Below are 23,913 nucleotides of genomic sequence, written 5' to 3'. Positions count from 1 at the left end.
GGGCAGGCATGAAGATAAAGACCCGGCTCGAGGCGATGCGTCGACTCGCCCTCAGATATTTTCACACAGAACTCAGAGACAAGCTGTCACAGGCGCGGATCAGTCTGCAACTCTGTGGTTTGGCATTGTGTTTCGCGCTCATTGCCTCACTGGTCATTATTTTGTTCCGCTTACTGCTGGAAGGCGCCAACCACTACTCCGGCATCGAACGTATGGACATGGAGGCCATGGTGTATGACTGGCGGGCGCTGTTGCCGCTCTTGGGGGCTCTGCTGATTTGGCTGGTTGCAACCCTGGGCTCAAAACGTTACCGCCGGATGGGTATCGCCTATGTGCTGCACCGCTTTAAACTGCACTACGGAAAAATTCCGCTGCAATCGGCTCCCGGTCAGTTTTTTCAGGCGCTGATTGCACTTGCCACTAACTTCTCTGTCGGCCGTGAAGGTCCGGCCATTCACCTTGGCGCCGTGAGCGCCAGTGTGCTAGCCGAAAAATTCAAACTGCCCGATAATAGCGTGCGCATCATGTGTGCCAGTGGCATAGCCGCCGGGATTGCGGCCACCTTTAACGCCCCGCTGGCGGCGGTGGTATTTGTATTTGAAGTGGTGGTGCGGGAATACAAAATCCATTACTTCTTTCCTATCATGATTTCGGCCATCTGCGGCGCGCTCTCAAGCCAACTGGTATTCGGCAACGTGCACGAATACGATGCCATTCAGGTGTTTCATATCCCGCTGGATCACTACCCCTTGCTGGCCTTGGGCGGGGTGGGACTGGGATGCGCAGCTGCCGCCTTTAACTGGACCCTGCTCAAGGTAACCGCCACCGGCCAGCACTGGCCCTTAATAGTGCGGCTGCTGTTGGCTGGCAGTATCACTACGGTTGTCGGTATCGCCCTGCCCCAAGCCCTGGGTTCCGGGGATTTGGCCATCAATGCAGTGATTGCCGAAAACCCGGGACTCTTGCTGCTCATCGCCGTGCTCATTGGCAAAATGATTGCCACTATTGCCGCCATTGGTCTTGGCATCCCCGGCGGACTTATCGGCCCGCTGTACGGCATTGGTGCTTTGCTGGGCGGTATTCTCGCGCTTATCAGCGCCATGTTGTTCCCTTCCATTGCACCCTACGTGGGGCTCTACACCGTAATTGGCATGACGGCCATGATGGGAGTGTGCCTGAGCGCGCCGCTGGCGGCCCTGGTGGCGCTGCTGGAACTTACCAACGATGCCTCCATTATTTTGCCTGCCATGTTCGTGACCATTCCCGCCTTCCTGGTGGCTTATCAGTGGTTTCAAACCGAGTCGGTGTTTTTCCGCCAGTTGGACATCATGGGCCTGGGTTACAAGGTGCCACCGGTGAATCAGGGGCTGCAAAAAACCGGCGTCCGTGCCCTGATGGACCGGCGCTTTGTGGTGGTGAAAAACGATGACGAGCTGCTGCTTGAAGTGATGAAGCGTGCCGAGGGTCGTCCTGTGATGGTGCGAAGCGCTGAGGGAGAAATCCAGATGCTGCGCCTGGAAATGCAATCCTTTGAAGACAACACCACACTATCTCGCCAACCGATGCAGGGCTTGCCCGATACCGCCACCTTAAACGAAGCCTATGAGATCCTCTCACCGAAACGGACTGGCGAAGTTTATATTTATCAAGGAGATAAAGATAATCTAGTGGGCGTTATCGGCTGGACCAAACTACAACAGGAAATTCGTTCCGGTCAGGTGTGATGGGCAGCAGGTAATTTAGCTGCTGCCATTTCAAAGCGCTGCCCCTTCTGCTATAGTTGCGCCTCAGCCAAACCCTACATAAACCAGGGGCGGAAAGGCCTTGTCGCCACTCCCTCCCACAGCAATTGGAAAGCCGGCTGATGACTCAGTTCAAAGGATCTCACATCCTCTCCGTAAACCAGTTCAATCTGGACTCCATTCACACTATTTTCAATGTTGCCGAGCGTATGGCGCCCTATGCGTTACGGGAAAAACGTACCCGGGTGTTGGATGGTGCCATATTGGGGAATCTGTTCTTTGAACCCAGCACCCGTACCCGGGTGAGCTTTGGCTGTGCCTTTAACCTGCTGGGCGGCCGCGTGGCGGAAACCGTGGGCATGGCCTCATCTTCCTTGTCCAAGGGTGAATCGCTGTACGACACAGCCCGTGTGCTGTCGACATACTCAGATGTGATTGCCATGCGTCATCCCGATGCCTACTCGGTGCGCGAATTCGCTGAGGGCAGCCGGGTGCCGGTGATCAACGGTGGCGACGGCCCCAACGAACATCCGACTCAGGCCCTGCTGGATTTGTTCACCATCCAGAAGGAGCTCAGCCACGCCGGTATGAGTATTGACGGCATGCACATCGCCATGGTGGGCGACCTTAAATTTGGCCGCACAGTACACTCACTGTCACGCCTGCTGTGTCTGTACAAAAACGTCAGCTTTACCCTGATTTCTCCCAAAGAGCTGGCAATGCCCGATTATGTGATAGCCGACATTGAAAATGCCGGCCATAAGGTCACAATAACCGATCAGCTGGAAGGCAATCTGGACAAGGCCGACATCCTGTACCTGACCCGAATTCAGGAAGAGCGCTTCCCGTCACAGGATGAAGCCAACAAGTATCGCGGCAAGTTCCGTCTCAACCGCAGCATTTACACCCAGCACTGTAAGTCCAATACGGTGATCATGCATCCGCTCCCCCGGGACTCACGTGCCCAGGCCAACGAGCTGGACAATGATTTGAACAGCCATCCTAACCTGGCCATATTCCGCCAGGCCGATAACGGGCTGCTCATTCGCATGGCGCTGTTTGCCCTGACATTGGGCGTGGACTCACAGCTGGAAAAGTACGAGTGTCCGGTTAACTGGTATTCACGCAAGGCTGACTTCTAAGGTCGGCTACTGACTTAAAGGATTGATAAATGACCCGTTCCGAAACCTTGTTTGAACAGGCTAAAAAAACCATTCCCGGTGGCGTTAACTCACCGGTGCGCGCCTTCAATGGCGTGGGCGGTACCCCTCGTTTTATAGAAAAGGCCGATGGCGCATATATCTATGACGCCGACGGCAAGGCCTATATCGATTATGTGGGCTCCTGGGGCCCAATGATTCTTGGCCACAACCACCCATCCATTCGCGAAGCCGTGCTTAAAGCCGTTCACAATGGTTTGTCTTTCGGTGCCCCCACCGAGCTTGAAGTCATCATGGCCGAGAAGGTAATCGAAATGGTGCCTTCCATGGATCAGGTGCGTATGGTGAGTTCAGGCACCGAAGCCACCATGAGCGCCATCCGTCTGGCCCGTGGTTACACCAAGCGCGACAAAATCCTTAAGTTTGAAGGTTGCTACCATGGCCACGCCGACTGTCTGCTGGTAAAAGCCGGCTCTGGCGCCCTGACTCTGGGTCAGCCAAGCTCACCCGGTATCCCGGAAGATTTCGCCAAGCACACTCTCACTGCCGTGTATAACGACCTTGAGTCTGTACAGTCTTTCTTCGACCAGTATCCTGAAGACATCGCCTGTATCATCATCGAGCCGGTTGCCGGCAACATGAACTGTATTCCGCCGGTTCCCGGATTTCTGGAAGGCCTGCGCGCCCTCTGTGACAAGTACGGTGCGCTCTTTATCATCGATGAAGTAATGACGGGCTTCCGTGTATCCAGAAGCGGTGCTCAGGGCCACTATGGCGTGACCCCGGACCTCACCACCCTGGGTAAGGTGATTGGCGGCGGCATGCCCGTTGGCGCCTTTGGCGGCAAAAAAGACGTGATGCAGTATCTGGCTCCTGCCGGCCCTGTGTATCAGGCAGGTACTCTTTCGGGTAATCCCATTGCCATGACAGCCGGTCTGGCGCAGCTCGACGCCCTTTGTGCCGATGGCCTGTATGAAGAACTTGCCGCCAAGACCAAGCGCATCGCCGAAGGCTTCAAGGCCGCTGCCGACAAGCATGGTATCCCGATGGCCATCAACTATGTTGGCGGCATGTTCGGCTTCTTCTTCACCGATGAGCAGCATATCACCCGTTTCGACCAGGTGACCCGCTGTAACATGGACCACTTCCGCGCCTTCTACCACGGCATGCTGGACGAGGGTGTGTATCTGGCCCCAAGCGCTTATGAGGCTGGCTTCCTGTCCATGGCCCACGGTGACAAGGAAATCGAAGAAACCCTGGCCGCCGCTGATCGCGTACTGGCCCGCATGAAGTAACTGCAACGCCCGGATGCTCGCCGTTATCGCGGCACTGCAAAACGAAAGGACGCTATCGGCGTCCTTTTTCATTAGATTCGAATCACAGCAAACCAGACAGGCTCGAAGCAAACAGCGGGGCAATGTGTTCGAAGCAATAGGCTAGCTGCGTTTGCCAGCCACACTGCGCAGTATCAAGAGTGCCAACACGACCTGCGCCACCACAAACAGGTGTTCCTTCATTATCGAAGGATTTTCCATCACCCCGAGGCCCAGCAAGGTCTTGCCGCTGACCACCAGCCATGCCAGCGATCCCAGCAGCAATATGCTCTTCAGCAGAAATTGCATTTTCAGCGACTCCCAATCAATGACCTCAATCTCTCTATGGGCGCGCAAGGTACAGCTTAAAAATCAAACAATCAAATATCTGACAGCATCAATTTGCAATCACTTGAAAGTGCAGCAGAAGTAAAAATTGCCTGCGGTTTATAAGGTACGTTCCTCCGTATCTGCCACAACCTCATCCGTTACAACGAAATAACATTTGGCAAATCAAACTCGCGAATAAGCAGTATATCTGTCCATGCTTCGAGTCAAGGCGTCGCAGGATACAGCACAAACAACCAGTCACTCACAAAGACCCAGGAATAAACTCTGGTTAACCGCCAATTTCCCGTGACAGAGCCCACGATTCTTAGACAAATTGTCTAGTGGTTAACAGTTGCGTTCTCATGGCGGTTATGGTCTGATCCGCACGCCCCTGGCGGCGATAACATAACCGGCTTAATCAATCCTTGATTCAGCTCGTTATTCAGGCCTGTTTACACAGGCGATACGGACCCCGAATCAGCAGTAGGACGTGCCTTTATGCTCCATACCTTTCTGATCATTCTGGCGATACTGGCCTTGCTCAGTATCATCTTTGAAGAAGTGACTCACCTCAACAAAGCCAAAACGACCCTGTTTCTTGGCTGTATTTCCTGGGTAACCCTGTTTATCGCCTCCGGCGGTGGTGAGCATACTGAGCTGGTCGCCCATGAACTCAATGAAAACCTGCTTGAAATTGCCACCCTCTGGCTGTTTTTGATGTCGACCATGACCTTTGTGGCCTACCTCAACGCCAAGGGCATGATCCAGATAATGGTGCAGAAGATATTCCCACAGCGGGTATCGGTGCGGATGCTGATGATTCAGGTGGCGCTGTTCGCCCTTATCCTGTCGGCCTTCTGTGACAACGTAACGGCGACCCTGGTATCTCTGGGTCTGTTGACCACCTTCAAGCTGGATAAGCAAATGCGTCGCCGCATGGCGGTGCTCATTATCTTCGCGGTGAACTCAGGCGGTGTGGCCCTTATCACCGGTGACGTAACCACCCTGATGATCTTCCTCTCCGGCCACGTACACATCTCTGAACTGCTTATCCTCTTTATCCCTGCTGCGGTGAGCGTGTTCCTGTTGGCCATCCTGTTCTCCATGAATGCCAAGGGCGAAGTGAGCACTACCCCCATCAAGCGGGCTTATCAGCCGGTGGACATCGCCATTGCTGCGATTTTCTTTATCACCATCATCATGACCATGGCGCTGAACGTCCTCTTTGGCATTCCTCCAGTGCTGACCTTCCTGACCGGTCTGTCGGTGATGTTCCTCGTGGGCCATACCATTCGCACCGACAAGGAAGAAATCAAGATCCTCGAATATATCCGCCAGGTTGAATACGACACCCTGCTGTTCTTCCTCGGGATCCTGCTGCTGGTTGGTATGCTTAAAGAAATCGGCACCCTGGAGCTGCTGACCCAGGTCTACGCCATGCATGACCCCAATATCTCCAACTTCGTCACCGGTATGGGCTCGGCGATTCTGGACAACGTACCTCTGACCGCAGCGCTTTTGAAGGCAGAACCTGTGCTGTCGACGCCCGAATGGCTGGGTCTGACCTACGCCGTGGGCGTGGGTGGTTCACTGCTGGTGATTGGCTCTGCGGCCGGTATCATCGCCATGAGCAAGGTGAAGGAACTGACTTTCGTCACCTACCTCAAGTACGTACCTTCTTTAATGCTGTCTTACGTGGTCGGCTATGGTCTGACACTGCTGATTGCCTATCAGTTTTATGGCTGATGGCTGTCGGTAAGCAGATATAAAAAAGGCGCCCAAGGCGCCTTTTTTATTGGATGCGACTCACACCAAGCTCGCTGGCATCAGATAGCCGGCACTTTAAACGCCGTGCCATCGATGGAGAGCACCACATCCCGTGGGCGAATTTCCACAATGCTCAGCGAGCCCTTGATGTTATCCCCCTCCTGTAGCTCAGTGCCATCCACATTCAGCCAACGCTGACTGGGATCATTGGAGTACACATGGGCCATGATATTGAATTCAGGCACCTGCAACTGCAGTCCCGCGGGCAAATCACCGTATCTGGGATAATCGGACGTTTGCGGTATGGTTGATACGGGCGCTGGCGTGACTTCCCGGTTTGCCGACTCGGTAAACTCCACCTCTTTGAGCGCGGCTTCAAAGGCCTGCACCAGCGCATCACCACTTAGCGTATTGCTGTCATCGCGAGAGGCAGGCTTGGGTTCAGTGCGTTGCAGGCCAAATTCCGCAGCCGCTTTGTCCACTTCGGCTTGCAGGGCGGCCATCCCCTGATCACGGGGAGCCCTGACATTCTGGCTTTGCGTTAACACCTGTCTTGGGCGCGACTCCTCAATTTGCATCACTTCATCGAAGGCCCGGCGCTGGTCATCTGTGACTCCCGCTGCCATCAAGGCCTCCAATCGTGCAGCCCTTGCCTCAGCGGTTTCTTCAGCCACTTCATAGCTCAGATCTGCATTGGGGTCGACAGCAAGCGGGGCTTGGTTGACCATGCCGTAGTCGGTGTTGAGGTTTACCGGAGCTGGCAGCGCCGCCTTGCCCGCAAGACGCACACCGTTACCCGTGTCACTGCTGGCGGAAATCACCGGCTCAGAAGCGGCTTGTGTTACAGGGGGGCGCACCGACAAGGTCTGGGTAGAGGCTGGATTAGAATGAGACGTGACAGCTTTAGCTGAGCCTGAGGGGCCATTACCGGTACGCGCTTCCCCAGCCTGACTTACCAACGGCAAGCTGCTTTGAGGCGCAGGCTGCAAAATCCAGGAGTTAACTCCCCAGGCCGCGGCTACAGCCAGCGACAGCGCCGCAGGCAGCAACAGCAGTTTTCCCGGCCGGATGGGCGCCTTTTCGGGTCGATACTGTGGGCGCGGACTGGAGACAGGGTCGAAGCCGTTCTCCTGTTGTTTACTTCGCGTTACTGCGTCAAGCAGGATAGACATCAGTACAGCCCTCCCTGCACCAGGCGTGGACCTTCATTGCTCAGGTACAGGTTGAGTTGCTGCAGAGTTTGACTGCCGGCGATACCATCGGCCTTGAGGCCATGCTGACGCTGGAACAACTTGAGGCGATTTTCAAGCTCCGTATCAAATTCATTGACCAATCTTGGGGTGATTTTGTCGACCTTGGCCAAACCATTTTCCAGCCATTGCACCTCTGGCTGTGGTGACGCAATCCCGATTTCCCGAGGGCTGTAGACAGGCGCCTGCCAAAAGAGTTCAAAGGTGCCGGTGAAGTGGCGATTGAACCAGTCCCGGTTAACCCAAAGCTGCTGCTCGGCAAGCTGCACCAGCAGCTCGTCTCCATCCCGCTCAATCACGGTGACGAAGAACTCGCCACCGGCGTCATCCATCATGTAGGCCACCGCCGGATAGTTAAGCTTAACCAAATTAAACCAGGTCCCCTGTTGCTGAAAACAGGACAGCCCTTGCTCACGGGCCGACTCACAGGGACTGAGATCTTTTATCGGCGCCAGGCCCCAGGCGCCGAAGAGAGCAGCATAGGCCGTATCCAAACTGCGGCTTTGTGCCACAGCGTCCGTCAGCACCCGTTCGCGCACTTTTGCCTGACGGGCTTCAAGCTCGGCAAGCTCTGCCCCGGCATCCGTGATGCGGCTGATGGGCGAGCTCTGTGCCAAGACCTGGTTTTGTAGCGTGCTATCCGTGGCAATATCTGCCAAATTCTCCATCGCCGTTTCAGATTGTGCGCCTGAGGTTACCCCAGACGAATCCGGTTGCAAGGGCTCGATCGTGCTTTGATTAACTGTTGCAGTCGGCTGCAACTCAGGCTGCAGCGACTCAGGCGCTGCCTGCACAGGGGCCCCCTGCACAGGTGAGTCCGCAATGGGCAACGCGAGCGATGTGGCCGCCGTCACGGGCTGATTAAGGTAATTAAAGCCATACAGCGCCACGCCAAATGTCAGGGCCGTGGCCAGCGTCATAGGAAGTGGGCGCTCGTACCAGGATGGTCTTTGGGGTTCGAGCCCCAGAACTTCAACTGCAGCCTGACGCACCATCTGCTTATTGATGGGCACCCGACTCTGGGCAAAGCCCGCCATTAGAGCCCTCTCGCACAGCAGATTAATGATCCGGGGAATACCGCCACTGGCCTTGTGCAACGCCTTTATGGCACCTGCGTTGAACAGGGGTTCAAACCTCCCAGCCACCTGCAGCCTGTGCTGCACGTACAGGCCGACTTCTTCTGCGGTAAGGGGTAATAGATGATAACGGGCTGTAATGCGCTGAGCGAGCTGTCTGAGCTCCTGACGCTTGAGGAGTTGTTGCAGCTCAGGTTGGCCAATCAAGATCACCTGCAGCAGCTTTTTGGTATCGGTTTCGAGGTTGGTCAGCAGCCTGAGCTGCTCGAGCACCTCCGCTTTGAGGTGCTGTGCTTCATCAATAATCAGTACTGTATTACGACCGGCGTTGTGGTTCTTAAGTAAAAAGCCACTGATGAGGTCAGTCAGCCGCTTAAGACTGGGGGATTCACCATAGGGGATCTTGAGTTCATCACAAAGGGTTGCCAGCAGCTCAAGTTCGGTCAGGGCCGGGTTCAGGATAAATGCGGTATCAGTTGTATCGGGCAATTGACGCAATAAGCAGCGGGAGACCGTGGTTTTGCCGGTGCCAACTTCGCCGGTGAGCAGCACAAAACCGCCGGTTTCACCAAGCCCATAGGTCAGGTGTGCAAGTGCCTCTCGGTGCCTGTCACTGAGGAACAGATACGTTGGATTGGGTGCAATGGAAAATGGGTTGTCCTTTAACCCATAAAACGCCTTGTACATGCCTTATCTATCCTTCTTGGAAACCGCCCAGTGCCAGCAGCCCTGGCTACCTGAATACAGCGAGTGGAGCCAAGGTAATGCCAGTGGCGGTCAATGTCAAAAAGTCTCCCCGGCCATGAGGCATGGGCCGGTGTTTTATTACCCATCAGCTTATTACCACCAAAAACCAAGTCTGAGTATCGCCCACAGGCTGTCACTGTTATTCCGGTGCTCGTGTTAAGCTAACTGTATGACAGTTGGATGGATAACACATTGAAAACTTATCTGGTAGGCGGCGCAGTTCGGGATTCACTCCTCGGTCTTGACGTCAAAGACAGAGATTATATGGTGGTTGGCGCAACCGTAGAGGAAATGCTGGCGGCCGGGTACCGCCAGGTTGGTAAAGACTTTCCGGTATTTTTGCACCCCAAAACCCAGGAAGAATATGCCCTTGCCCGCACCGAGCGAAAGAGCGGCACAGGTTACGGCGGCTTTGTCTGTCATGCGAGCCCCGATGTCACCCTCGAAGAAGACCTCAAGCGCCGGGATCTGACCATCAACGCAATCGCCATGGCTGAGGATGGCAGTCTGCATGACCCCTGGGGCGGCGTAGCCGACCTTGAAGCAAGGTTGTTACGGCATGTCTGCGAGGCTTTTGTGGAAGACCCCCTCAGGGTGCTTCGCGTTGCCCGCTTTGCCGCCCGTTTCGCGCCTCAGGGATTTACCGTCGCCCCTGACACCCTGGCACTAATGCGCCAGCTGACTGAGAGTGGTGAGCTTTTGTACCTGACCGCAGAGCGTGTCTGGCAGGAGCTGGAGAAGGTATTGGGCTGTGACAGTCCCCAGGTCTTTTTTGACGTGCTAAACCAATGTGGTGCGCTTGAGGTGCTGTTTCCGGAAATCCATGCTTTATTCGGTGTGCCTCAGCCTGAACAATGGCATCCTGAAATTGATACCGGGGTGCACACCATGATGGTGCTGGAGCAGGCAGCCAAACTCACACCCAATAAGCAAGTCAGGTTTGCTGCCCTGGTACATGATCTTGGCAAGGGCGTCACCCCAAAGGCACTTTGGCCCAAACACCATGGCCACGGTCAAAAGGGATTACCCCTCATCAAAGCACTCTGTGACAGATTTAGAGTGCCCTCGGACTATAAAGAGCTGGCGCTTTGGGTGAGCGACGAACATCAGAATATTCACAATGCGTTTGAGCTCAGGGCCGACACTATTCTAAGACTGTTTGATAAATTGGATCTCTGGCGCAAGCCTGAACGATTGCCTCTGGTATTGGATGCCTGCGAGGCCGACATTAAAGGGCGAACCGGATTCGAAAATAACCCCTATCCTCAGAAAAAATATTTATTGGACTGTTATAAAGCGACCCAAAAAATTGACGTTCGGGAAATAATTGACGCGGGTTTTTCCGGGGGTGAAATCAAACATGAATTGGCGAAACGTCGGCTTTCGGAAATAGGATTGATAAAAAACTCTGTCCAAAATCAATCAAAAGCTTCATCGGTGAAAAAATCTGACCTAGAAGCGTGAAATTTCTGCTTAAAACTTGTGGATTCTCTACTTGAAACTTGCAATTCACTGAATTTTAGATATGGTTATCAAGCGAATTGATGGATATTCGTAGCAAATTTTTTTGGCTATGACATAATTAGCCGGCTTCAGTTGCCTGGCAGCTGAAATGTCAAATCCAACCTATGTTAAGGGATGTTTTCATGAAAAAAGTACTGCTGATCGCCGGTGTTGCCATGACTGCTCTGCTGGGTGGCTGTGCCAACACTACCGCTCTGGAAGAAAGCGTTGCCAACCTGAGCAACAAAGTAGACCAACTGTCTGCTGACGTAAGTGCTCTGAAGTCTGAGCAAGGCCAGATCGCTGCTGACGCCAAGGCTGCCAAAGCTGCCGCTATGGACGCTCAAGCTGAAGCCAAGCGTGCTAACGACCGTCTGGACAACGTAGCTTCTTCTTACAAGAAGTAATGCTGTGTTGGTACCGGCAATGCTTTCGGGCGTTGCCGGTATTTTTTTACCTGTTTTTCGCGATATTTTCGCTTTCTTGCCAGTTATACCCGCTTTTTGGCAAGAATGATCCGATAATCCATTTCCAATCCGGAAAAATCTCCCTTTTCCATCGCCTTTAAACTGGCTTCTTTTACCCGCCAGGCCCAGGGAGCCATACCCATTAATACCTTGGCATCAGCCACACTGAGGGCATGAGTCCATGAAACCGGGGTTTGACTTATCAAGTCAAATTGGCCGGAAAGCTCCAACACAAATGGCTTTTCAGTTAATCCTTCATAGACAAATTCTTTAATTTGCCAAAGGTGTCTTGGTCCGGCTGCCAACATCAATAACAATCCGCCCGGTTTCAGTATTCGCTGCCATTCCTTTCCTTTGGCTGGAATATCCAGAAGCCACACCATATCGGCTGATGCATCGGCAAAGGGCAGCGATTTGAGCGGTGTCAGACAAACGGCCTCCATTCCTGATTTGGCTGCAGCAAAAGCTTCGTTTTCTGACTCCAATGGACTGAATACCTTAAGTGGCAACTCATGTTCAGACAGCGCTTGCGCCAATAACTTTCCAATCCAGGCATGTCCTGGCCCCAGGTTAACGCAGTTGCGCTCGCTTCCGCAGTCCTGGGTTTGCAGCACCTTCACCATGGCCTCTACTGCTGGCTGAAACAGGCCAGAGGTCACCAGAAACTGTCTGGCACGCAGCTCCTGACGGCTTTCGGCATTACGGGGTTTGTTGCCCTTGTAGAAATCCCAATAGCCGATTTCTTTCTTGTCGAAGTGATGTTTGCCATCGCAATGCCATCCACGGGACTCTTCGTGAAAGTGCAGCCGTTGGCGACAAAGTGGACACTGAAACTCCATGAAAACTCCTTAAATCAAAGAGGCGGCCAATGCCGCCCCTTTGGTCAATCTGAATTACGCAACTATTACAAATAAATAAAGCCGCAGAGGAATACACCCAGCGCGATGCGGTAAATCACAAAGGGGGTCATTCCCATGCGACTGATAATCTTGAGGAAGAAATAAATACAGGCATAAGCCGCAATAAAGGACAGTATCGACCCCAGTGCCAGTGCATGCCAGTCAACCACGTGATTTTCTGTGATGATGTCTTTGGTCATCAGCAATGCAGCGCCCAAAATCACGGGGATGGACATCAAAAATGAGAAGCGGGCCGCCGCTTCCCGTTTCAGCCCCAGCATCAGCGCAGCTGTGATAGTAATGCCACTGCGAGACGTTCCGGGAATGAGCGCCAGCGCCTGTGCAACACCAATCAGCAGCGCCTTGCGCCAGCCGGTTTGGTACTCGGTCATTTCATCTTTGGCGATACGGTCAGCAAACCACAGCAGCAAGCCAAAGATAACTGTGGTAATGGCAATTACGCCAGGGCCACGCAAGTGGGTTTCCACCATATCTTTTGCCGTAAAACCCACGCCAATGGCGGGAATAGTCGCCAGAATAATCCACCAGGCGAGCTTGCTGTCGTCGCTCTGTTGCCCCCTGAAAATGCTGGCAAGCCAAGCCTTCAACATGGCCAGGATTTCGTTGCGAAAATAAATCACCACGGCCGCCAGCGAGCCAATGTGCACGGCCACGTCGAAGGACAAGCCCTGGTCTTCCCAGCCAAACAGCTGGGCCGGTAAAATCAGGTGGGCCGAGCTGGAAATGGGCAAAAATTCGGTCAGGCCCTGAATAAGGGCAAGGATAATGACCTGCAAGGTATCCATAATATTCCTTTATTAAATGAGGGAAGCGTCGTTCCAGGAAAATGCCACCGGCCAAAGGCGCTGGCTTTGTTTATCGAATTGCTGCCAAAGCTCTGCATAAGTTTGTCCCGCCAACGGATGTACCCATTCCGGGGCTATGTCTGCCAGAGGCCAGAGCACAAAGGCGTTATAGCGAATTTCCGCCCTGGGCAGTTCGATGGGCTCATGGCAAACAACATCGCCAAAGAGCAGTAAATCCAAATCCAGGGTTCTGGCGCTGAATTTTTTGGCGCCGGGTTTGCGGCCATTGTCCAGCTCAATCTGTTTCAGTAACGCGACAAGGTCACTGATGCCCAAAGAGGTATCGGCGCCTATCACCATGTTGAGGAAGTGCTCCCCTTCAAACCCCACTGCTTCGGATTGATACACGGGTGACAGTTGCAGCTCACCCAGATGCGCTCTCAGGGCAACTGCGGCGTTTCTCAGGTATTTTTCCGGCTCAATATTACTGCCTACACTGATATAGATCCGGGTCATGCTCAGCAATCCCCGGCACTGCGCTCAATTTCAACGCCCACGGCCTCGGCCGTTTTCACCGCGCCGGGTTTCATTACCCGGACCCGAACCCAGGACACCCTGAATTCATCCAGCACGCAGCGGGCAGTCATTTCGGCGACGGTTTCAATCAGCTCAATGGGTTTTTCAGTGATAAGGGCTGTCAGACGATTTGAGACAGTCTCGTAGCACAGGGCATGGCTGTAATCATCGGTTCCAGCGGCGGGTTTAATATCCCACGCCATGTCCAAATCGAGAAACAGCGATTGCTGAATGGCTTTTTCCCAGTCGTACACACCGATAACGGTGTCGATACGCAGGGCACGGATCAGTACTTTATCCATGGCAGTTCCTGAGGTCTGACAAGCTTTGGCTCGCTTTGTCGGTATAATCCGCTCGCCGATAGCGACAATCGATGGATTGCGCTTTCTCATTGGCGCCAAGGGCGTTAGGATAACACCTTAAGAATCAATATTTACCGGCCAGCGTGCCCAAAAATGAATCGAGTCCCACGATGGGCGACAAATGCCGTCACGGGAATGGCGGCGATAATACCTTAAGAAGTGAAAGGAAACCAAGTTGACCAGCGAAATAGCACTGACGGCGGTAATGATCCTCTGCGCCTATCTGGCAGGCTCAGTGTCCAGTGCTGTGCTTGTGTGCAAGCTACGGGGCTTGCCGGACCCACGCACTCAGGGCTCGGGTAATCCGGGCGCCACCAATGTGCTGCGTATAGGTGGTGCCAGTGCCGCGGCCATGGTACTCCTGTTCGATATGCTTAAGGGCGCCATCCCTGCCTATATCGGCTTTAAACTGGGTATCGACGCCGTATGGCTGGGGGTGATTGCCATCGCCGCCTGTCTTGGCCATATTTTCCCCGTATTCTTTGGTTTTAAAGGCGGCAAGGGAGTCGCCACTGCCTATGGCGCCATCGCTCCCATCGATGGCTATCTGACTCTGCTGTTGATTGTCACCTGGATTGTGACCCTGCTTATCACCCGCTATTCATCGGTGGCGGCGTTGGCCACTGCCCTGCTAGCCCCAGTCTACACCTGGTGGCTGGATGACAGATTCACCATTCCGGTCGCCATGCTCTCTACCCTTATCCTTATTCGGCATAAAGACAACATAAAGAGACTGCTGAAGGGCGAGGAGTCCAAGGTGTCGCGTAAACGGCGCCAGCAGCCTCAGGACTGATACCGTTAACCCCATAAAAAATGGCGCCCAGGGCGCCATTTTTTTGGATAACGTGTTTATGGGTGAAGCTTTAATAGATGAAGAGTGTATGGGTAATGCGTGGTGCTCAACACGCTTCACCTTGTTCACACCGGTAGCAAGGTATCCAGTGGCCATCGAGGCTGACCTTTTACTGCCAAATCTTCAAGCTGTCCCGCTTTCAGCCTCTGCAAACCGGCATAGGCAATCATGGCACCATTGTCGGTACAGAATTCCCCTCGGGGGTAGTACACCTTGCCACCCAGTTTTTCCATCAGCTCTGCAAGACCTGCGCGCAGGCGCACGTTGGCACTCACACCACCGGCAATAACAAGGCGTTTGTAACCGGTTTGCTCCAGTGCTCGGCGACACTTGATAGACAGGGTATCCACCACCGCCTCTTCGAAAGCACGGGCGATATTGGCGCGGGTCTGCTCATCATCCGGTTCGGCAGCGATAGTATTGGCTACGAAGGTTTTAAGCCCGGAGAAACTGAAGTCCAGCCCGGGTCTGTCGGTCATTGGGCGCGGAAACTTGTAGTTGGCTGGCTGACCCGAGGCCGCGAGCTTGGCAAGACGCGGACCGCCCGGATAATCAAGCCCCATCAGCTTGGCCGTTTTATCGAAGGCCTCTCCGGCGGCATCATCGATGGACTCACCAAGCACCTCGTACTGGCCTATACCATCTACTTTCACCAGCATAGAATGACCACCGGAAACCAGCAGCGCCACAAAGGGGAACTCAGGCACCTCGTCTTCGAGCATCGGTGCCAGCAAATGGCCTTCCATATGGTGCACACCCACGGCGGGCAGATTCCAGGAAAACGCCAACGAGCGGCCTACACAGGCGCCAACCAGCAGCGCACCAATCAGACCGGGGCCCTTGGTGTAGCAGATCCCATCCAGATCTTCGATACGGGTATCGGCATTTTTCAGGGCTTCGCGAATAAGCGGAATAATCTTACGCACATGGTCACGGGAAGCCAGCTCAGGCACAACCCCACCGTAATCGGCGTGCAGTTTGACCTGGCTGTACAGAGTGTGGGCCATCAGGCCTTTCTCTTCGTCGTAGATGGCGATGCCTGTTTCATCACAGGACGTCTCGATTCCCAAAACCCGCATTTTGTGTCGTTTCTCCGCTTAAAAGGGCGGCCAATTCTACCCGTTAAGCTAGTATTACTCCAGTAAAGCCGCGTCTCAGATCCTCAGGCGATCCTTTTTAACGGGACTGGGGCTTTACATTAATTGCGGGTTCGGTTTAAAATTCCGCACCATTTTTAATCCTTCTTGGTAAGGGTGTGGCCGCGGGGTCATATCTGAACCAATACAATCTACACCTAAGGGGTGATGGCGTATGCCAATCGTTAAAGTACGTGAAAATGAACCATTCGACGTAGCTCTGCGTCGTTTCAAGCGCTCTTGCGAAAAAGCAGGTATCCTGGCCGATGTGCGTGCTCGTGAATTCTACGAGAAGCCAACTACTGCCCGTAAGCGCGCCAAGGCCGCTGCGGTTAAGCGTCTGGCCAAGAAGCTTTCTCGCGAAAACGCACGTCGCGTACGTTTATACTAATCCCTTATGAACCTGACAGAACAGCTTAAAGACGAAATGAAAAAGGCCCTTGTCGCTAAAGACAAGGTTCGCCTCGGAACTATCCGTCTGGCTCTGGCCGCCATCAAGCAGATCGAAGTGGACACACGCGAAACGCTGAATGATGAGCAAGTGCTTGCTGTCCTGACCAAAATGGTGAAGCAACGTCGCGATTCGATTAGCCAATATGAGGCTGCCGGTCGTAACGAACTTGCTGACGCAGAAGCGGCGGAAATTTCGGTTATCGAAACTTTCCTGCCAGCCCCACTGAGCGAAGCTGAAATCGCTGCTCTCATTGAGGCCACCATTGCTGAAGTAGGTGCTGCCTCCATTGCGGACATGGGTAAAGTAATGGGAGCACTGAAGCCGAAAGTTCAGGGCCGTGCAGATCTGGGTGCCATTGGCCAACAGATCCGCGCCAAACTGCAATAATCGACTTTTGTGTATGAACAAGCCGTGCAATTGCGCGGCTTGTTTGTTTAACTGAGCTTTTAGGAAATTGAAGTAAGCAACGTGGCAATACCTCGTGATTTCATCAATGATCTGATAGCCAGAACGGACATAGTCGAGCTTATCGACCGTAAAGTGCCGCTCAAAAAAGCAGGTAAGAACTATTCTGCCTGTTGTCCCTTCCACAGCGAAAAATCACCTTCATTTACCGTCAGCAGAGACAAGCAGTTTTATCACTGTTTCGGTTGTGGCGCCCATGGTAATGCCATCGACTTCGTGATGGAGTACGACCGGCTTAACTTTGTCGACGCCATTGAAGACCTGGCAGGACAGCTGGGGTTGGAAGTCCCGCGGGAGCAAGGCACTGGTCCTCGCCGCGACGAGGGACTCGCCCGGGATCTGTATCAGCTGATGGAAGAGGCCGCGAGGCATTATCAGACACAACTGCGTCAGCACGCCGACAAACAAAAAGTCGACGAGTATCTGGCACTGCGTGGGCTGAGCAAAGAAGTCGTTGAAGACTTTGGTATCGGTTTTGCCCCCGATGGCTGGGATGGTCTGTTGGGTCGCTATCGTACCAACCCGGATGCCCAGGACAAGCTGCTGACCGGCGGCATGTTGATTGAAAACGATGGTGGCAAGCGATACGACCGCTTCCGCGATCGTTTGATGTTTCCTATTCGCGACAGGCGCGGTCGGGTCATAGGTTTCGGTGGCCGGGTGCTGGGTGATGGCACACCAAAATATTTGAATTCGCCGGAAACGCCCATATTTCATAAGGGACAGGAACTCTACGGTCTCTATGAGCTGAAGCAAAAGCATCGCGATCCAGAGCGGGTCATGATTGTGGAAGGCTACATGGACGTGGTGGCGTTGGCACAATTTGGCATCGACTACGCGGTGGCCTCTCTGGGCACCTCGACAACCGCAGAGCAATTTCAGTTGCTGCTGCGCAGTGCCAAAGAAGTCATCTGTTGTTATGACGGTGACAAAGCCGGTTATGAGGCTGCCTGGCGGGCAATGGAAACCGCCCTGCCGCTGCTCAAACCCGGCGACAAAGTGACATTTTTGTTCCTCCCTCAGGGAGAAGATCCGGACTCGCAAGTCCGCAAAGAAGGCAAAGAAGCCTTTGAAATGCGCATCGATAATGCGCTGCCACTGGCCGATTATTTGTTCGACACCTTGTCGCAGAAATACGGCACAGATAAAGGCAACCTGGCTAAGCAGGCCATTGCTCTGATTGAAAAAATTAAAGACACGGTTCTTGCCAATCTGCTGCTGGAAAACCTTGCCCATAAACTTGGGATGAACTCCAGTGAAGATCTCAGGAAAAAACTCGGTCTAACCAGTATGTCCACTGGTGCCAAGGCGATGGCGAAAAAAGGACTCAAAGGACGGGGTACACCGCTGCGACTGGCCATTTCACTGCTGGTGCAACACCCCGAACTGGGACACAAACTGCCGGTTCAGCCGGCATTGAGCCACATTCGCATGACGGGTATTGAGCTGCTCATCCAACTGTTGGAGCTCACCCGGGAACAGGTGCTCTCCACAGCCCAACTGCTCGAGTCCTATCGTGACAGCGAGCATTGGGGGCCGTTAACTAAACTGGCCCAGTGGGAACACCAGATTGCCGAAGATAATGTGGCCCAGGAATTTCGCAAAGCGCTGGTATGGCTTAATAATCAATACATAGAGCAGCGCTACCAGGAGCTCAGCATTAAACCCGACTTAACCCGGGAAGAAAAGCTGCAACTCCAAAAGCTTATCGTTGTGATGAAGGGCATGAAGTAGGGCAAAAAACCGCCCTTTCCCTCTGGCACAGCCATAGGCAGATGGCTATAATTGACGATTTGCGCGACTTTGTGGTCCGGCCACGGGTGCGCTCGTTGTAACACTTACCCAAATTGGATGATATCTATGGATCATACTCCGCAGTCGCAACTAAAGATGTTGCTCGCCAAAGGTAAAGAGCAAGGTTACTTAACCTATGCAGAAGTGAACGATCACTTGCCTGCAGATATGGTCGACTCTGACCAGATCGAAGATATTATCCAGATGATCAATGACATGGGTATCCGCGTTTATGAAGAAGCGCCCGATGCCGATGAAATGATGATGTCCGAAGACAACACGGACGAAGATGCCGCCGAAGAAGCAGCGGCTGCGCTGGCCACAGTAGAAAGCGAACTTGGCCGCACCACTGACCCGGTACGCATGTACATGCGTGAAATGGGTACTGTTGAGCTGCTCACCCGTGAAGGCGAAATCGTTATCGCCAAGCGTATCGAAGAAGGCATCAACACTGTTCAAAGCTCTGTGGCTGAATATCCACAAGCTATCTCCATGATCCTGGAGCAATTCGACCAGTTCGAAGCAGACGCCATTCGTCTGTCTGATATCATTTCCGGCTTTGTGGACCCCAACGAAGAAGACGTTGGCCCCACCGCGACCCATATTGGTTCCGAGCTTTCAGAAGAAGAGCTCGAGGACGAAGACGATATGGACGAAGACGAAGAGGAAGACGAAGACGGCGACAGCAGCGATGACGACGGCGCCAAGGGCCCGGATCCGGAAGTCGCCCGTGAACGCTTTGCCGCACTGCGCGCCGCCTATGACAATGCACTGAAAGTCATTGAAGTCAAAGGTCGTGCTCATCCCGAGTCTACCCGCGCCCTGTTTGAACTCGGTGAAATCTTCAAAGAATTCCGTCTGGTGCCCAAGCAGTTTGACCGTCTGGTCAAGAGCATGCGCGAGATGATGGACAAGGTTCGTGTTCAGGAACGTCTGATCATGAAACTGTGCGTTGAACAGGCCAAGATGCCGAAGAAAAACTTCGTCAAGCTTTTCACCGGTAATGAAACCGATCTGACCTGGTTCAACAAAGAAATTGAAGCCGGACGCCCCTACTCTGCCGATCTCAAGTTGGTGGACGAAGACGTTCAGCGTTGCCGCGCCAAGCTTGAAGCCATTGAAGTGGAAACCGGTTTGTCCATTGAATCCATCAAGGATATTAACCGCCGCATGAGCATCGGTGAAGCCAAGGCTCGCCGTGCCAAAAAAGAAATGGTTGAGGCCAACTTGCGTCTGGTAATTTCTATCGCCAAGAAATACACCAACCGCGGCCTGCAATTCCTGGATCTCATCCAGGAAGGTAATATCGGCCTGATGAAGGCGGTGGACAAGTTTGAATACCGTCGCGGTTACAAGTTCTCGACCTACGCGACCTGGTGGATCCGTCAGGCCATCACCCGCTCTATCGCGGATCAGGCCCGTACCATCCGTATTCCGGTGCATATGATTGAGACCATTAACAAACTCAACCGTATCAGCCGCCAGATGCTGCAGGAAATGGGTCGCGAACCCTCACCTGAAGAACTGGCTGAGCGCATGGCCATGCCCGAGGACAAGATCCGTAAGGTACTGAAAATTGCCAAAGAGCCTATCTCCATGGAAACCCCAATCGGTGACGATGAAGATTCGCATCTGGGGGATTTCATCGAGGACACCACCCTCGAGCTGCCACTGGACAGCGCCACCAGCGAGAGCCTCAAGCAGGCTACCCACGAAGTGCTTGCCGGTTTGACTGCCCGTGAGGCCAAGGTACTGCGCATGCGCTTTGGTATCGACATGAACACCGACCACACCCTCGAGGAAGTGGGCAAGCAGTTCGATGTTACCCGTGAGCGTATCCGTCAGATTGAGGCCAAGGCACTGCGCAAACTGCGCCACCCAAGCCGCTCGGAAATCCTCAAGTCATTCCTGGATGATTAATCCTGACTGACACCACAAAGCCACCCTCGGGTGGCTTTGTTTTTTCTCGGTATTTTTAACCCGGCAACCGATTTGATTACCCAATAACCAATTGAACGCGAAGCTGGAATTTTGCGCCATTTGCCCCGTGACAAGGCAAGACAAAGTTCGTATACTGCAAGCCGCCTTGGGTTCCACCCGGCAATATCCGGCCCCTTAGCTCAGTTGGTTAGAGCACACGACTCATAATCGTTAGGTCCACGGTTCAAGTCCGTGAGGGGCCACCAAATTCAAACAAAAACGCCTGCTGTTGCAGGCGTTTTTGTTTTCAGCGCATCACGTTATGTCTGCCCCGTCAAACGAACCGGGTCAAGCAGCCTCGCCAACTCTTCGGCGTCTATGTCGGTCATCTCCAGCGCCACCTCCAATACTGGCCGCCCTTCAGCGTACGCTCTCTTGGCAATGTCGGCAGCTTTCGCGTAACCCACAATCGGATTCAGTGCTGTCACTAAAATCGGATTGCGGCTAAGCTCTTTGGCCATACGTCCTTCACATACCTCAAACCCGTCTATGGCCTTATCAGCCAACGCCATCATGGCATTGGTCAAAAGCCTGAGTGATGAGAGTAAGTTATCTGCTATCACTGGCAGCATCACATTCAGCTCAAAATTACCCGACTGTCCAGCCACAGTGATGCAGGCATCATTGCCTATCACCTGGGCGCAGGCCATGGCAACCGCTTCAGGGATTACCGGATTGACCTTACCGGGCATAATCGAGGAACCAGGCTGCAGCGCAGGCAAGCGGATTTCCCCCAAACCTGCCAGTGGCCCCGAGTTCATCCAGCGCAAATCGTTGGCAATTTTCATTAAGGTAACGGCCAGTGCCTTGAGTTCACCGGACAAAGCCACTGCGGTATCCTGGCTGGCAATGCCGGTAAACAGATGTGGGGCGGGCTGAAATGCGAGGCCCGTAAGCAAATTCAGCTCATGGCAAAACGCCTGTGGGAATCCCGGCGCAGCATTAACGCCGGTTCCCACAGCAGTGCCTCCCTGGGGTAACTGCCACAGGGATATGAGCTGCGACTGTAATTGCAGCTCTCTGGCATCCAACTGGCTGGCCCAGGTTTCCAAACTCTGACTCAAGCGCACCGGCATGGCATCCATCAAATGGGTTCGACCGGTTTTTACGACTCCCTTCACGCTCGCCGCCTTGGTTCTGATGCAGGACTTAAGATGCGTAAGGGCTGGCAGCAGGGTCTTGGTCAACACGCCTGCCGAAGCTATTTGAATACAACTTGGAATAACATCGTTGCTGCTTTGTCCAAGATTCACCTCATCATTGGCACTGACAGCCCGACCAAGACTCTCTGAGGTGAGCCGAGCCAAGACTTCATTGGCATTCATGTTGCTGCTGGTGCCAGAGCCGGTTTGAAACACATCCACGGGGAAGTGTTGCATCAGTGCCTTATCCTGGCGTAAGGATAAAGCCGCCTCGGTGATAGCCTGGCCGCAATCACTTGCCAGCACGCCCAGTTGGCTGTTGGCACGGGCTGCTGCGGCCTTTATCAGCAACAGCGTCTCAATAAATGCCCTTGGCATCGGCTGGCCGCCAATGGCAAAGTTGTTCAGCGCCCGCTGAGTTTGCGCGCCATAGAGTGCCTCGGCGGGCACCAATACCTCACCCATGCTGTCTGTTTCAATCCGGCTATCCATAATAACGTCCTGTTTGCGTATGGTTTGTGCCTGTTGCCTGGCGGGCAGGCTCCAGACATGGCCAGCGAACTGTGTTGCCAAGCTGATAACAAATCACGGCGGTTATATCAGTGTACGCCAAGGACCGGTGACTTACCGCGACATTCGCAGATACAAAAAAGCCCATGGGAACATGGGCTTTTTTGCGTGGGATGGTTCAGTCATCCCGGGTTAAGACTTCCAGCAGTTCAATCTCGAAGGTCAAATCCGAGTTTGGCGGGATCATATTGCCAATCTGGCGCTCACCATAGGCCAGATGCGCAGGCACCTGCAAACGACGCTTACCACCGACCTTCATGCCGATAATGCCCTGATCCCATCCCTTGATAACCCGACCTGTGCCTATCACGCACTGAAATGCCTGGCCCCTGTCATGGGAGGAATCAAACTGGGTGCCATCGGCGAGCCAACCACGGTAGTGCGTAGTAATAAGGGCGCCCTTTACCGCCGCCTTACCCTCGCCCTCAATCACATCTTCTATTTGGAGTTCAGACATAAAGACTCGTCTTTCGCAATTAATCAATAAAGGCTGAGTGTACCACAGCAAATAACGGACACTTCGTCATCAGCGGACACCCAAGGTGTCCGAAAGTGGTGAATTCGACCAACTGATAGTGTCCGGCCGGACAAATATCCAAGGGCGAAATATAAAATTTCCTTTATATCAACAAATTAAAAACTGGCACGCTACCTGCTAATACCACAATAACGCTCAGCCCACTTTAGATAAAAGAACAAGGAATTCACATGAAAATCACCGCATCTCTCGCTGCTTTGTCTTTGGTATGCGCCTGTGCCACCGCAATGGCAAACGAAAGCCAACAACTGTCGGTATCAGCCAATGGATTACAAGGCCTGAATGTCGAAGCGGGCGCCGGCAGTTTCAGACTCACCGGCAGTGATACCAACCAGATACAGGTCGAGGCTGATATCTACCACCCGAAAGGTGAGAAGCCCGAGTTCACGCTGGAAGTTCGGGGCAGTAATGCCTATTTGGTGGCTAAATTCCCCGAGTCCTATTCATTTTCAGGCAAGTCGCCCTACATCAATGTCACTGTGACTATGCCGCAATCCCTGATGTTGGATCTGGCGGATGGTTCGGGCGACATCGAAATCCGCGGCCTCACGAGTGATATCCGGGTTAACGATGGCTCTGGCAGCCTCCTTATCGAAGGTGGCAATCAGGTGTCCATCAATGACGGTTCAGGGGATATGACCCTGACCAAGAGCACGGGTGATGTAGATATCAACGATGGTTCTGGCAATATCACAGTGTCCGACATTTTTGGCAATGCCGACATTCAGGATGGTTCCGGTGACATCAGGGTAACGGGGGTCATGGGCAATGCCAAAATCCAGGACGGTTCTGGCAATATCTTCGTGGACCAAACCAAGGGCAAAGTCGAAATCAACGATGGCTCGGGCAATATCAATGTGACAAATGCCGGTGGCCTGATTATCCACTCTGATGGCTCAGGCAGCGTAAATACTGCCAATATTCAAGGTGATGTGATCCTTCGTTAAGCTTCACTTTTGCAGTATCGTCTTCCCGGCGCTGAA

22 protein-coding genes and 1 tRNA gene are annotated in these 23,913 nt (G+C 53.5%); 13 read left to right on the top strand and 10 right to left on the bottom strand.

The features are described 5' to 3' along the window. Positions 1–8 precede the first annotated feature (8 nt). The 3 genes from SAMA_RS04405 to hemL all read left to right on the top strand — a co-directional run bounded on the left by SAMA_RS04405 (position 9) and on the right by hemL (position 4,197). The gene (locus tag SAMA_RS04405) at positions 9–1,724 is read left to right on the top strand and encodes a chloride channel protein (RefSeq protein WP_011758958.1); all 1,716 of its coding nucleotides are present in this window, start codon (positions 9–11) and stop codon (positions 1,722–1,724) included. Between the two features lie 140 nt (positions 1,725–1,864). Continuing rightward, on the top strand, positions 1,865–2,884 hold the full coding sequence (locus SAMA_RS04400) for an aspartate carbamoyltransferase (protein WP_011758957.1): 1,020 nt from the start codon (positions 1,865–1,867) through the stop codon (positions 2,882–2,884). A 29-nt stretch (positions 2,885–2,913) separates the two neighbouring features. Further along, complete coding sequence (gene hemL, locus SAMA_RS04395) at positions 2,914–4,197, top strand: glutamate-1-semialdehyde 2,1-aminomutase (protein ID WP_011758956.1); 1,284 nt, start codon at positions 2,914–2,916, stop codon at positions 4,195–4,197. Between the two features lie 141 nt (positions 4,198–4,338). Here hemL and SAMA_RS04390 read toward each other — a convergent pair whose 3' ends face one another. Next, the gene (locus SAMA_RS04390) at positions 4,339–4,524 is read right to left on the bottom strand and encodes a hypothetical protein (protein WP_011758955.1); all 186 of its coding nucleotides are present in this window, start codon (positions 4,522–4,524) and stop codon (positions 4,339–4,341) included. A 519-nt stretch (positions 4,525–5,043) separates the two neighbouring features. Here SAMA_RS04390 and nhaD point away from each other — a divergent pair. Further along, the gene (nhaD, locus tag SAMA_RS04385) at positions 5,044–6,291 is read left to right on the top strand and encodes a sodium:proton antiporter NhaD (RefSeq protein WP_011758954.1); all 1,248 of its coding nucleotides are present in this window, start codon (positions 5,044–5,046) and stop codon (positions 6,289–6,291) included. An 80-nt stretch (positions 6,292–6,371) separates the two neighbouring features. On the opposite strand, the gene SAMA_RS04380 is transcribed toward nhaD, so the two are convergent. Together SAMA_RS04380 and SAMA_RS19745 are read right to left on the bottom strand one after the other, a co-directional pair. Then, positions 6,372–7,484, bottom strand: a complete 1,113-nt coding sequence (locus SAMA_RS04380; protein WP_011758953.1) for a general secretion pathway protein GspB — start codon at positions 7,482–7,484, stop codon at positions 6,372–6,374. Continuing rightward, positions 7,484–9,325, bottom strand: coding sequence for an ExeA family protein (locus SAMA_RS19745; protein ID WP_011758952.1), 1,842 nt, complete (start codon positions 9,323–9,325; stop codon positions 7,484–7,486). The genes SAMA_RS04380 and SAMA_RS19745 overlap by 1 nt, the downstream gene beginning before the upstream one ends. A gap of 252 nt (positions 9,326–9,577) precedes the next feature. Between SAMA_RS19745 and SAMA_RS04370 the strand changes: the two genes are divergently transcribed. Together SAMA_RS04370 and SAMA_RS04365 are read left to right on the top strand one after the other, a co-directional pair. Further along, positions 9,578–10,849, top strand: coding sequence for a multifunctional CCA addition/repair protein (locus SAMA_RS04370; protein ID WP_041409681.1), 1,272 nt, complete (start codon positions 9,578–9,580; stop codon positions 10,847–10,849). Positions 10,850–11,031: 182 nt separating this feature from the next. Further along, positions 11,032–11,295 carry an Lpp/OprI family alanine-zipper lipoprotein gene (locus SAMA_RS04365; protein ID WP_011758950.1) on the top strand — a complete coding sequence of 88 codons (264 nt, stop codon included), beginning with the start codon at positions 11,032–11,034 and terminating at the stop codon, positions 11,293–11,295. An 83-nt stretch (positions 11,296–11,378) separates the two neighbouring features. Here the strand turns inward: SAMA_RS04365 and SAMA_RS04360 are convergent, their stop codons facing one another. The 4 genes from SAMA_RS04360 to folB all read right to left on the bottom strand — a co-directional run bounded on the left by SAMA_RS04360 (position 11,379) and on the right by folB (position 13,938). Next, positions 11,379–12,194, bottom strand: a complete 816-nt coding sequence (locus tag SAMA_RS04360; protein WP_011758949.1) for a putative RNA methyltransferase — start codon at positions 12,192–12,194, stop codon at positions 11,379–11,381. A 65-nt stretch (positions 12,195–12,259) separates the two neighbouring features. After that, entirely contained in the window at positions 12,260–13,060 is an 801-nt protein-coding gene (locus tag SAMA_RS04355) for an undecaprenyl-diphosphate phosphatase (RefSeq protein WP_011758948.1), read from the bottom strand. Between the two features lie 12 nt (positions 13,061–13,072). After that, on the bottom strand, positions 13,073–13,576 hold the full coding sequence (gene folK / locus SAMA_RS04350; protein ID WP_011758947.1) for a 2-amino-4-hydroxy-6-hydroxymethyldihydropteridine diphosphokinase: 504 nt from the start codon (positions 13,574–13,576) through the stop codon (positions 13,073–13,075). A 2-nt stretch (positions 13,577–13,578) separates the two neighbouring features. Beyond that, on the bottom strand, positions 13,579–13,938 hold the full coding sequence (folB, locus tag SAMA_RS04345; RefSeq protein ID WP_011758946.1) for a dihydroneopterin aldolase: 360 nt from the start codon (positions 13,936–13,938) through the stop codon (positions 13,579–13,581). 265 nt (positions 13,939–14,203) lie between these two features. Between folB and plsY the strand changes: the two genes are divergently transcribed. Further along, positions 14,204–14,791 carry a glycerol-3-phosphate 1-O-acyltransferase PlsY gene (plsY, locus tag SAMA_RS04340; protein ID WP_011758945.1) on the top strand — a complete coding sequence of 196 codons (588 nt, stop codon included), beginning with the start codon at positions 14,204–14,206 and terminating at the stop codon, positions 14,789–14,791. Between the two features lie 125 nt (positions 14,792–14,916). Here plsY and tsaD read toward each other — a convergent pair whose 3' ends face one another. Then, a complete protein-coding gene (gene tsaD / locus SAMA_RS04335; protein ID WP_011758944.1) occupies positions 14,917–15,930 on the bottom strand; it encodes a tRNA (adenosine(37)-N6)-threonylcarbamoyltransferase complex transferase subunit TsaD in 1,014 nt (337 codons plus the stop codon). A 232-nt stretch (positions 15,931–16,162) separates the two neighbouring features. On the opposite strand from tsaD, the gene rpsU reads away from it, so the two are divergent. From rpsU to SAMA_RS04310, 5 genes are all read left to right on the top strand, one after another. After that, positions 16,163–16,378 (top strand): 30S ribosomal protein S21, encoded by a 216-nt coding sequence (rpsU, locus tag SAMA_RS04330; protein WP_011758943.1) that lies wholly within the window; start codon positions 16,163–16,165, stop codon positions 16,376–16,378. Positions 16,379–16,384: 6 nt separating this feature from the next. Next, positions 16,385–16,828: a GatB/YqeY domain-containing protein gene (locus SAMA_RS04325; protein ID WP_011758942.1), complete on the top strand. Its 444-nt coding sequence runs from the start codon at positions 16,385–16,387 to the stop codon at positions 16,826–16,828. An 81-nt stretch (positions 16,829–16,909) separates the two neighbouring features. After that, positions 16,910–18,640: a DNA primase gene (gene dnaG, locus SAMA_RS04320; protein WP_011758941.1), complete on the top strand. Its 1,731-nt coding sequence runs from the start codon at positions 16,910–16,912 to the stop codon at positions 18,638–18,640. A 126-nt stretch (positions 18,641–18,766) separates the two neighbouring features. After that, positions 18,767–20,620 carry an RNA polymerase sigma factor RpoD gene (rpoD, locus tag SAMA_RS04315; RefSeq protein WP_086015240.1) on the top strand — a complete coding sequence of 618 codons (1,854 nt, stop codon included), beginning with the start codon at positions 18,767–18,769 and terminating at the stop codon, positions 20,618–20,620. A gap of 189 nt (positions 20,621–20,809) precedes the next feature. After that, positions 20,810–20,886, top strand: a tRNA-Ile gene (locus SAMA_RS04310). A 54-nt stretch (positions 20,887–20,940) separates the two neighbouring features. Here SAMA_RS04310 and SAMA_RS04305 read toward each other — a convergent pair. Both SAMA_RS04305 and SAMA_RS04300 read right to left on the bottom strand, forming a co-directional pair. Beyond that, positions 20,941–22,314, bottom strand: a complete 1,374-nt coding sequence (locus SAMA_RS04305; protein WP_011758939.1) for a class II fumarate hydratase — start codon at positions 22,312–22,314, stop codon at positions 20,941–20,943. A 196-nt stretch (positions 22,315–22,510) separates the two neighbouring features. Beyond that, positions 22,511–22,849, bottom strand: coding sequence for an FKBP-type peptidyl-prolyl cis-trans isomerase (locus tag SAMA_RS04300; RefSeq protein ID WP_011758938.1), 339 nt, complete (start codon positions 22,847–22,849; stop codon positions 22,511–22,513). Positions 22,850–23,100: 251 nt separating this feature from the next. On the opposite strand from SAMA_RS04300, the gene SAMA_RS04295 reads away from it, so the two are divergent. Further along, on the top strand, positions 23,101–23,877 hold the full coding sequence (locus SAMA_RS04295; protein WP_011758937.1) for a DUF4097 family beta strand repeat-containing protein: 777 nt from the start codon (positions 23,101–23,103) through the stop codon (positions 23,875–23,877). The last annotated feature ends 36 nt before the right edge of the window (positions 23,878–23,913 follow it).

It is taken from the genome of Shewanella amazonensis SB2B (genome assembly GCF_000015245.1).
Taxonomy (GTDB): Bacteria; Pseudomonadota; Gammaproteobacteria; order Enterobacterales; family Shewanellaceae; genus Shewanella; species Shewanella amazonensis.
Note: the sequence above shows the minus strand (reverse complement) of the source record. Positions and strands in the feature narration are given on the sequence as shown.

Bases quoted from the DNA above. Each gene is read 5' to 3' on its own strand.
- SAMA_RS04365 (WP_011758950.1), top strand. From the start codon at position 11,032: ATGAAAAAAGTACTGCTGATCGCCGGTGTTGCCATGACTGCTCTGCTG.
- rpsU (WP_011758943.1), top strand. From the start codon at position 16,163: ATGCCAATCGTTAAAGTACGTGAAAATGAACCATTCGACGTAGCTCTG.
- rpoD (WP_086015240.1), top strand. From the start codon at position 18,767: ATGGATCATACTCCGCAGTCGCAACTAAAGATGTTGCTCGCCAAAGGT.
- plsY (WP_011758945.1), top strand. From the start codon at position 14,204: ATGATCCTCTGCGCCTATCTGGCAGGCTCAGTGTCCAGTGCTGTGCTT.
- SAMA_RS04305 (WP_011758939.1), bottom strand. From the start codon at position 22,314: ATGGATAGCCGGATTGAAACAGACAGCATGGGTGAGGTATTGGTGCCC.
- SAMA_RS04390 (WP_011758955.1), bottom strand. From the start codon at position 4,524: ATGCAATTTCTGCTGAAGAGCATATTGCTGCTGGGATCGCTGGCATGG.
- nhaD (WP_011758954.1), top strand. From the start codon at position 5,044: ATGCTCCATACCTTTCTGATCATTCTGGCGATACTGGCCTTGCTCAGT.
- folB (WP_011758946.1), bottom strand. From the start codon at position 13,938: ATGGATAAAGTACTGATCCGTGCCCTGCGTATCGACACCGTTATCGGT.
- folK (WP_011758947.1), bottom strand. From the start codon at position 13,576: ATGACCCGGATCTATATCAGTGTAGGCAGTAATATTGAGCCGGAAAAA.
- hemL (WP_011758956.1), top strand. From the start codon at position 2,914: ATGACCCGTTCCGAAACCTTGTTTGAACAGGCTAAAAAAACCATTCCC.
- SAMA_RS04405 (WP_011758958.1), top strand. From the start codon at position 9: ATGAAGATAAAGACCCGGCTCGAGGCGATGCGTCGACTCGCCCTCAGA.
- SAMA_RS04325 (WP_011758942.1), top strand. From the start codon at position 16,385: ATGAACCTGACAGAACAGCTTAAAGACGAAATGAAAAAGGCCCTTGTC.
- SAMA_RS04355 (WP_011758948.1), bottom strand. From the start codon at position 13,060: ATGGATACCTTGCAGGTCATTATCCTTGCCCTTATTCAGGGCCTGACC.
- SAMA_RS04380 (WP_011758953.1), bottom strand. From the start codon at position 7,484: ATGTCTATCCTGCTTGACGCAGTAACGCGAAGTAAACAACAGGAGAAC.
- SAMA_RS19745 (WP_011758952.1), bottom strand. From the start codon at position 9,325: ATGTACAAGGCGTTTTATGGGTTAAAGGACAACCCATTTTCCATTGCA.
- tsaD (WP_011758944.1), bottom strand. From the start codon at position 15,930: ATGCGGGTTTTGGGAATCGAGACGTCCTGTGATGAAACAGGCATCGCC.
- SAMA_RS04360 (WP_011758949.1), bottom strand. From the start codon at position 12,194: ATGGAGTTTCAGTGTCCACTTTGTCGCCAACGGCTGCACTTTCACGAA.
- SAMA_RS04295 (WP_011758937.1), top strand. From the start codon at position 23,101: ATGAAAATCACCGCATCTCTCGCTGCTTTGTCTTTGGTATGCGCCTGT.
- SAMA_RS04400 (WP_011758957.1), top strand. From the start codon at position 1,865: ATGACTCAGTTCAAAGGATCTCACATCCTCTCCGTAAACCAGTTCAAT.
- SAMA_RS04300 (WP_011758938.1), bottom strand. From the start codon at position 22,849: ATGTCTGAACTCCAAATAGAAGATGTGATTGAGGGCGAGGGTAAGGCG.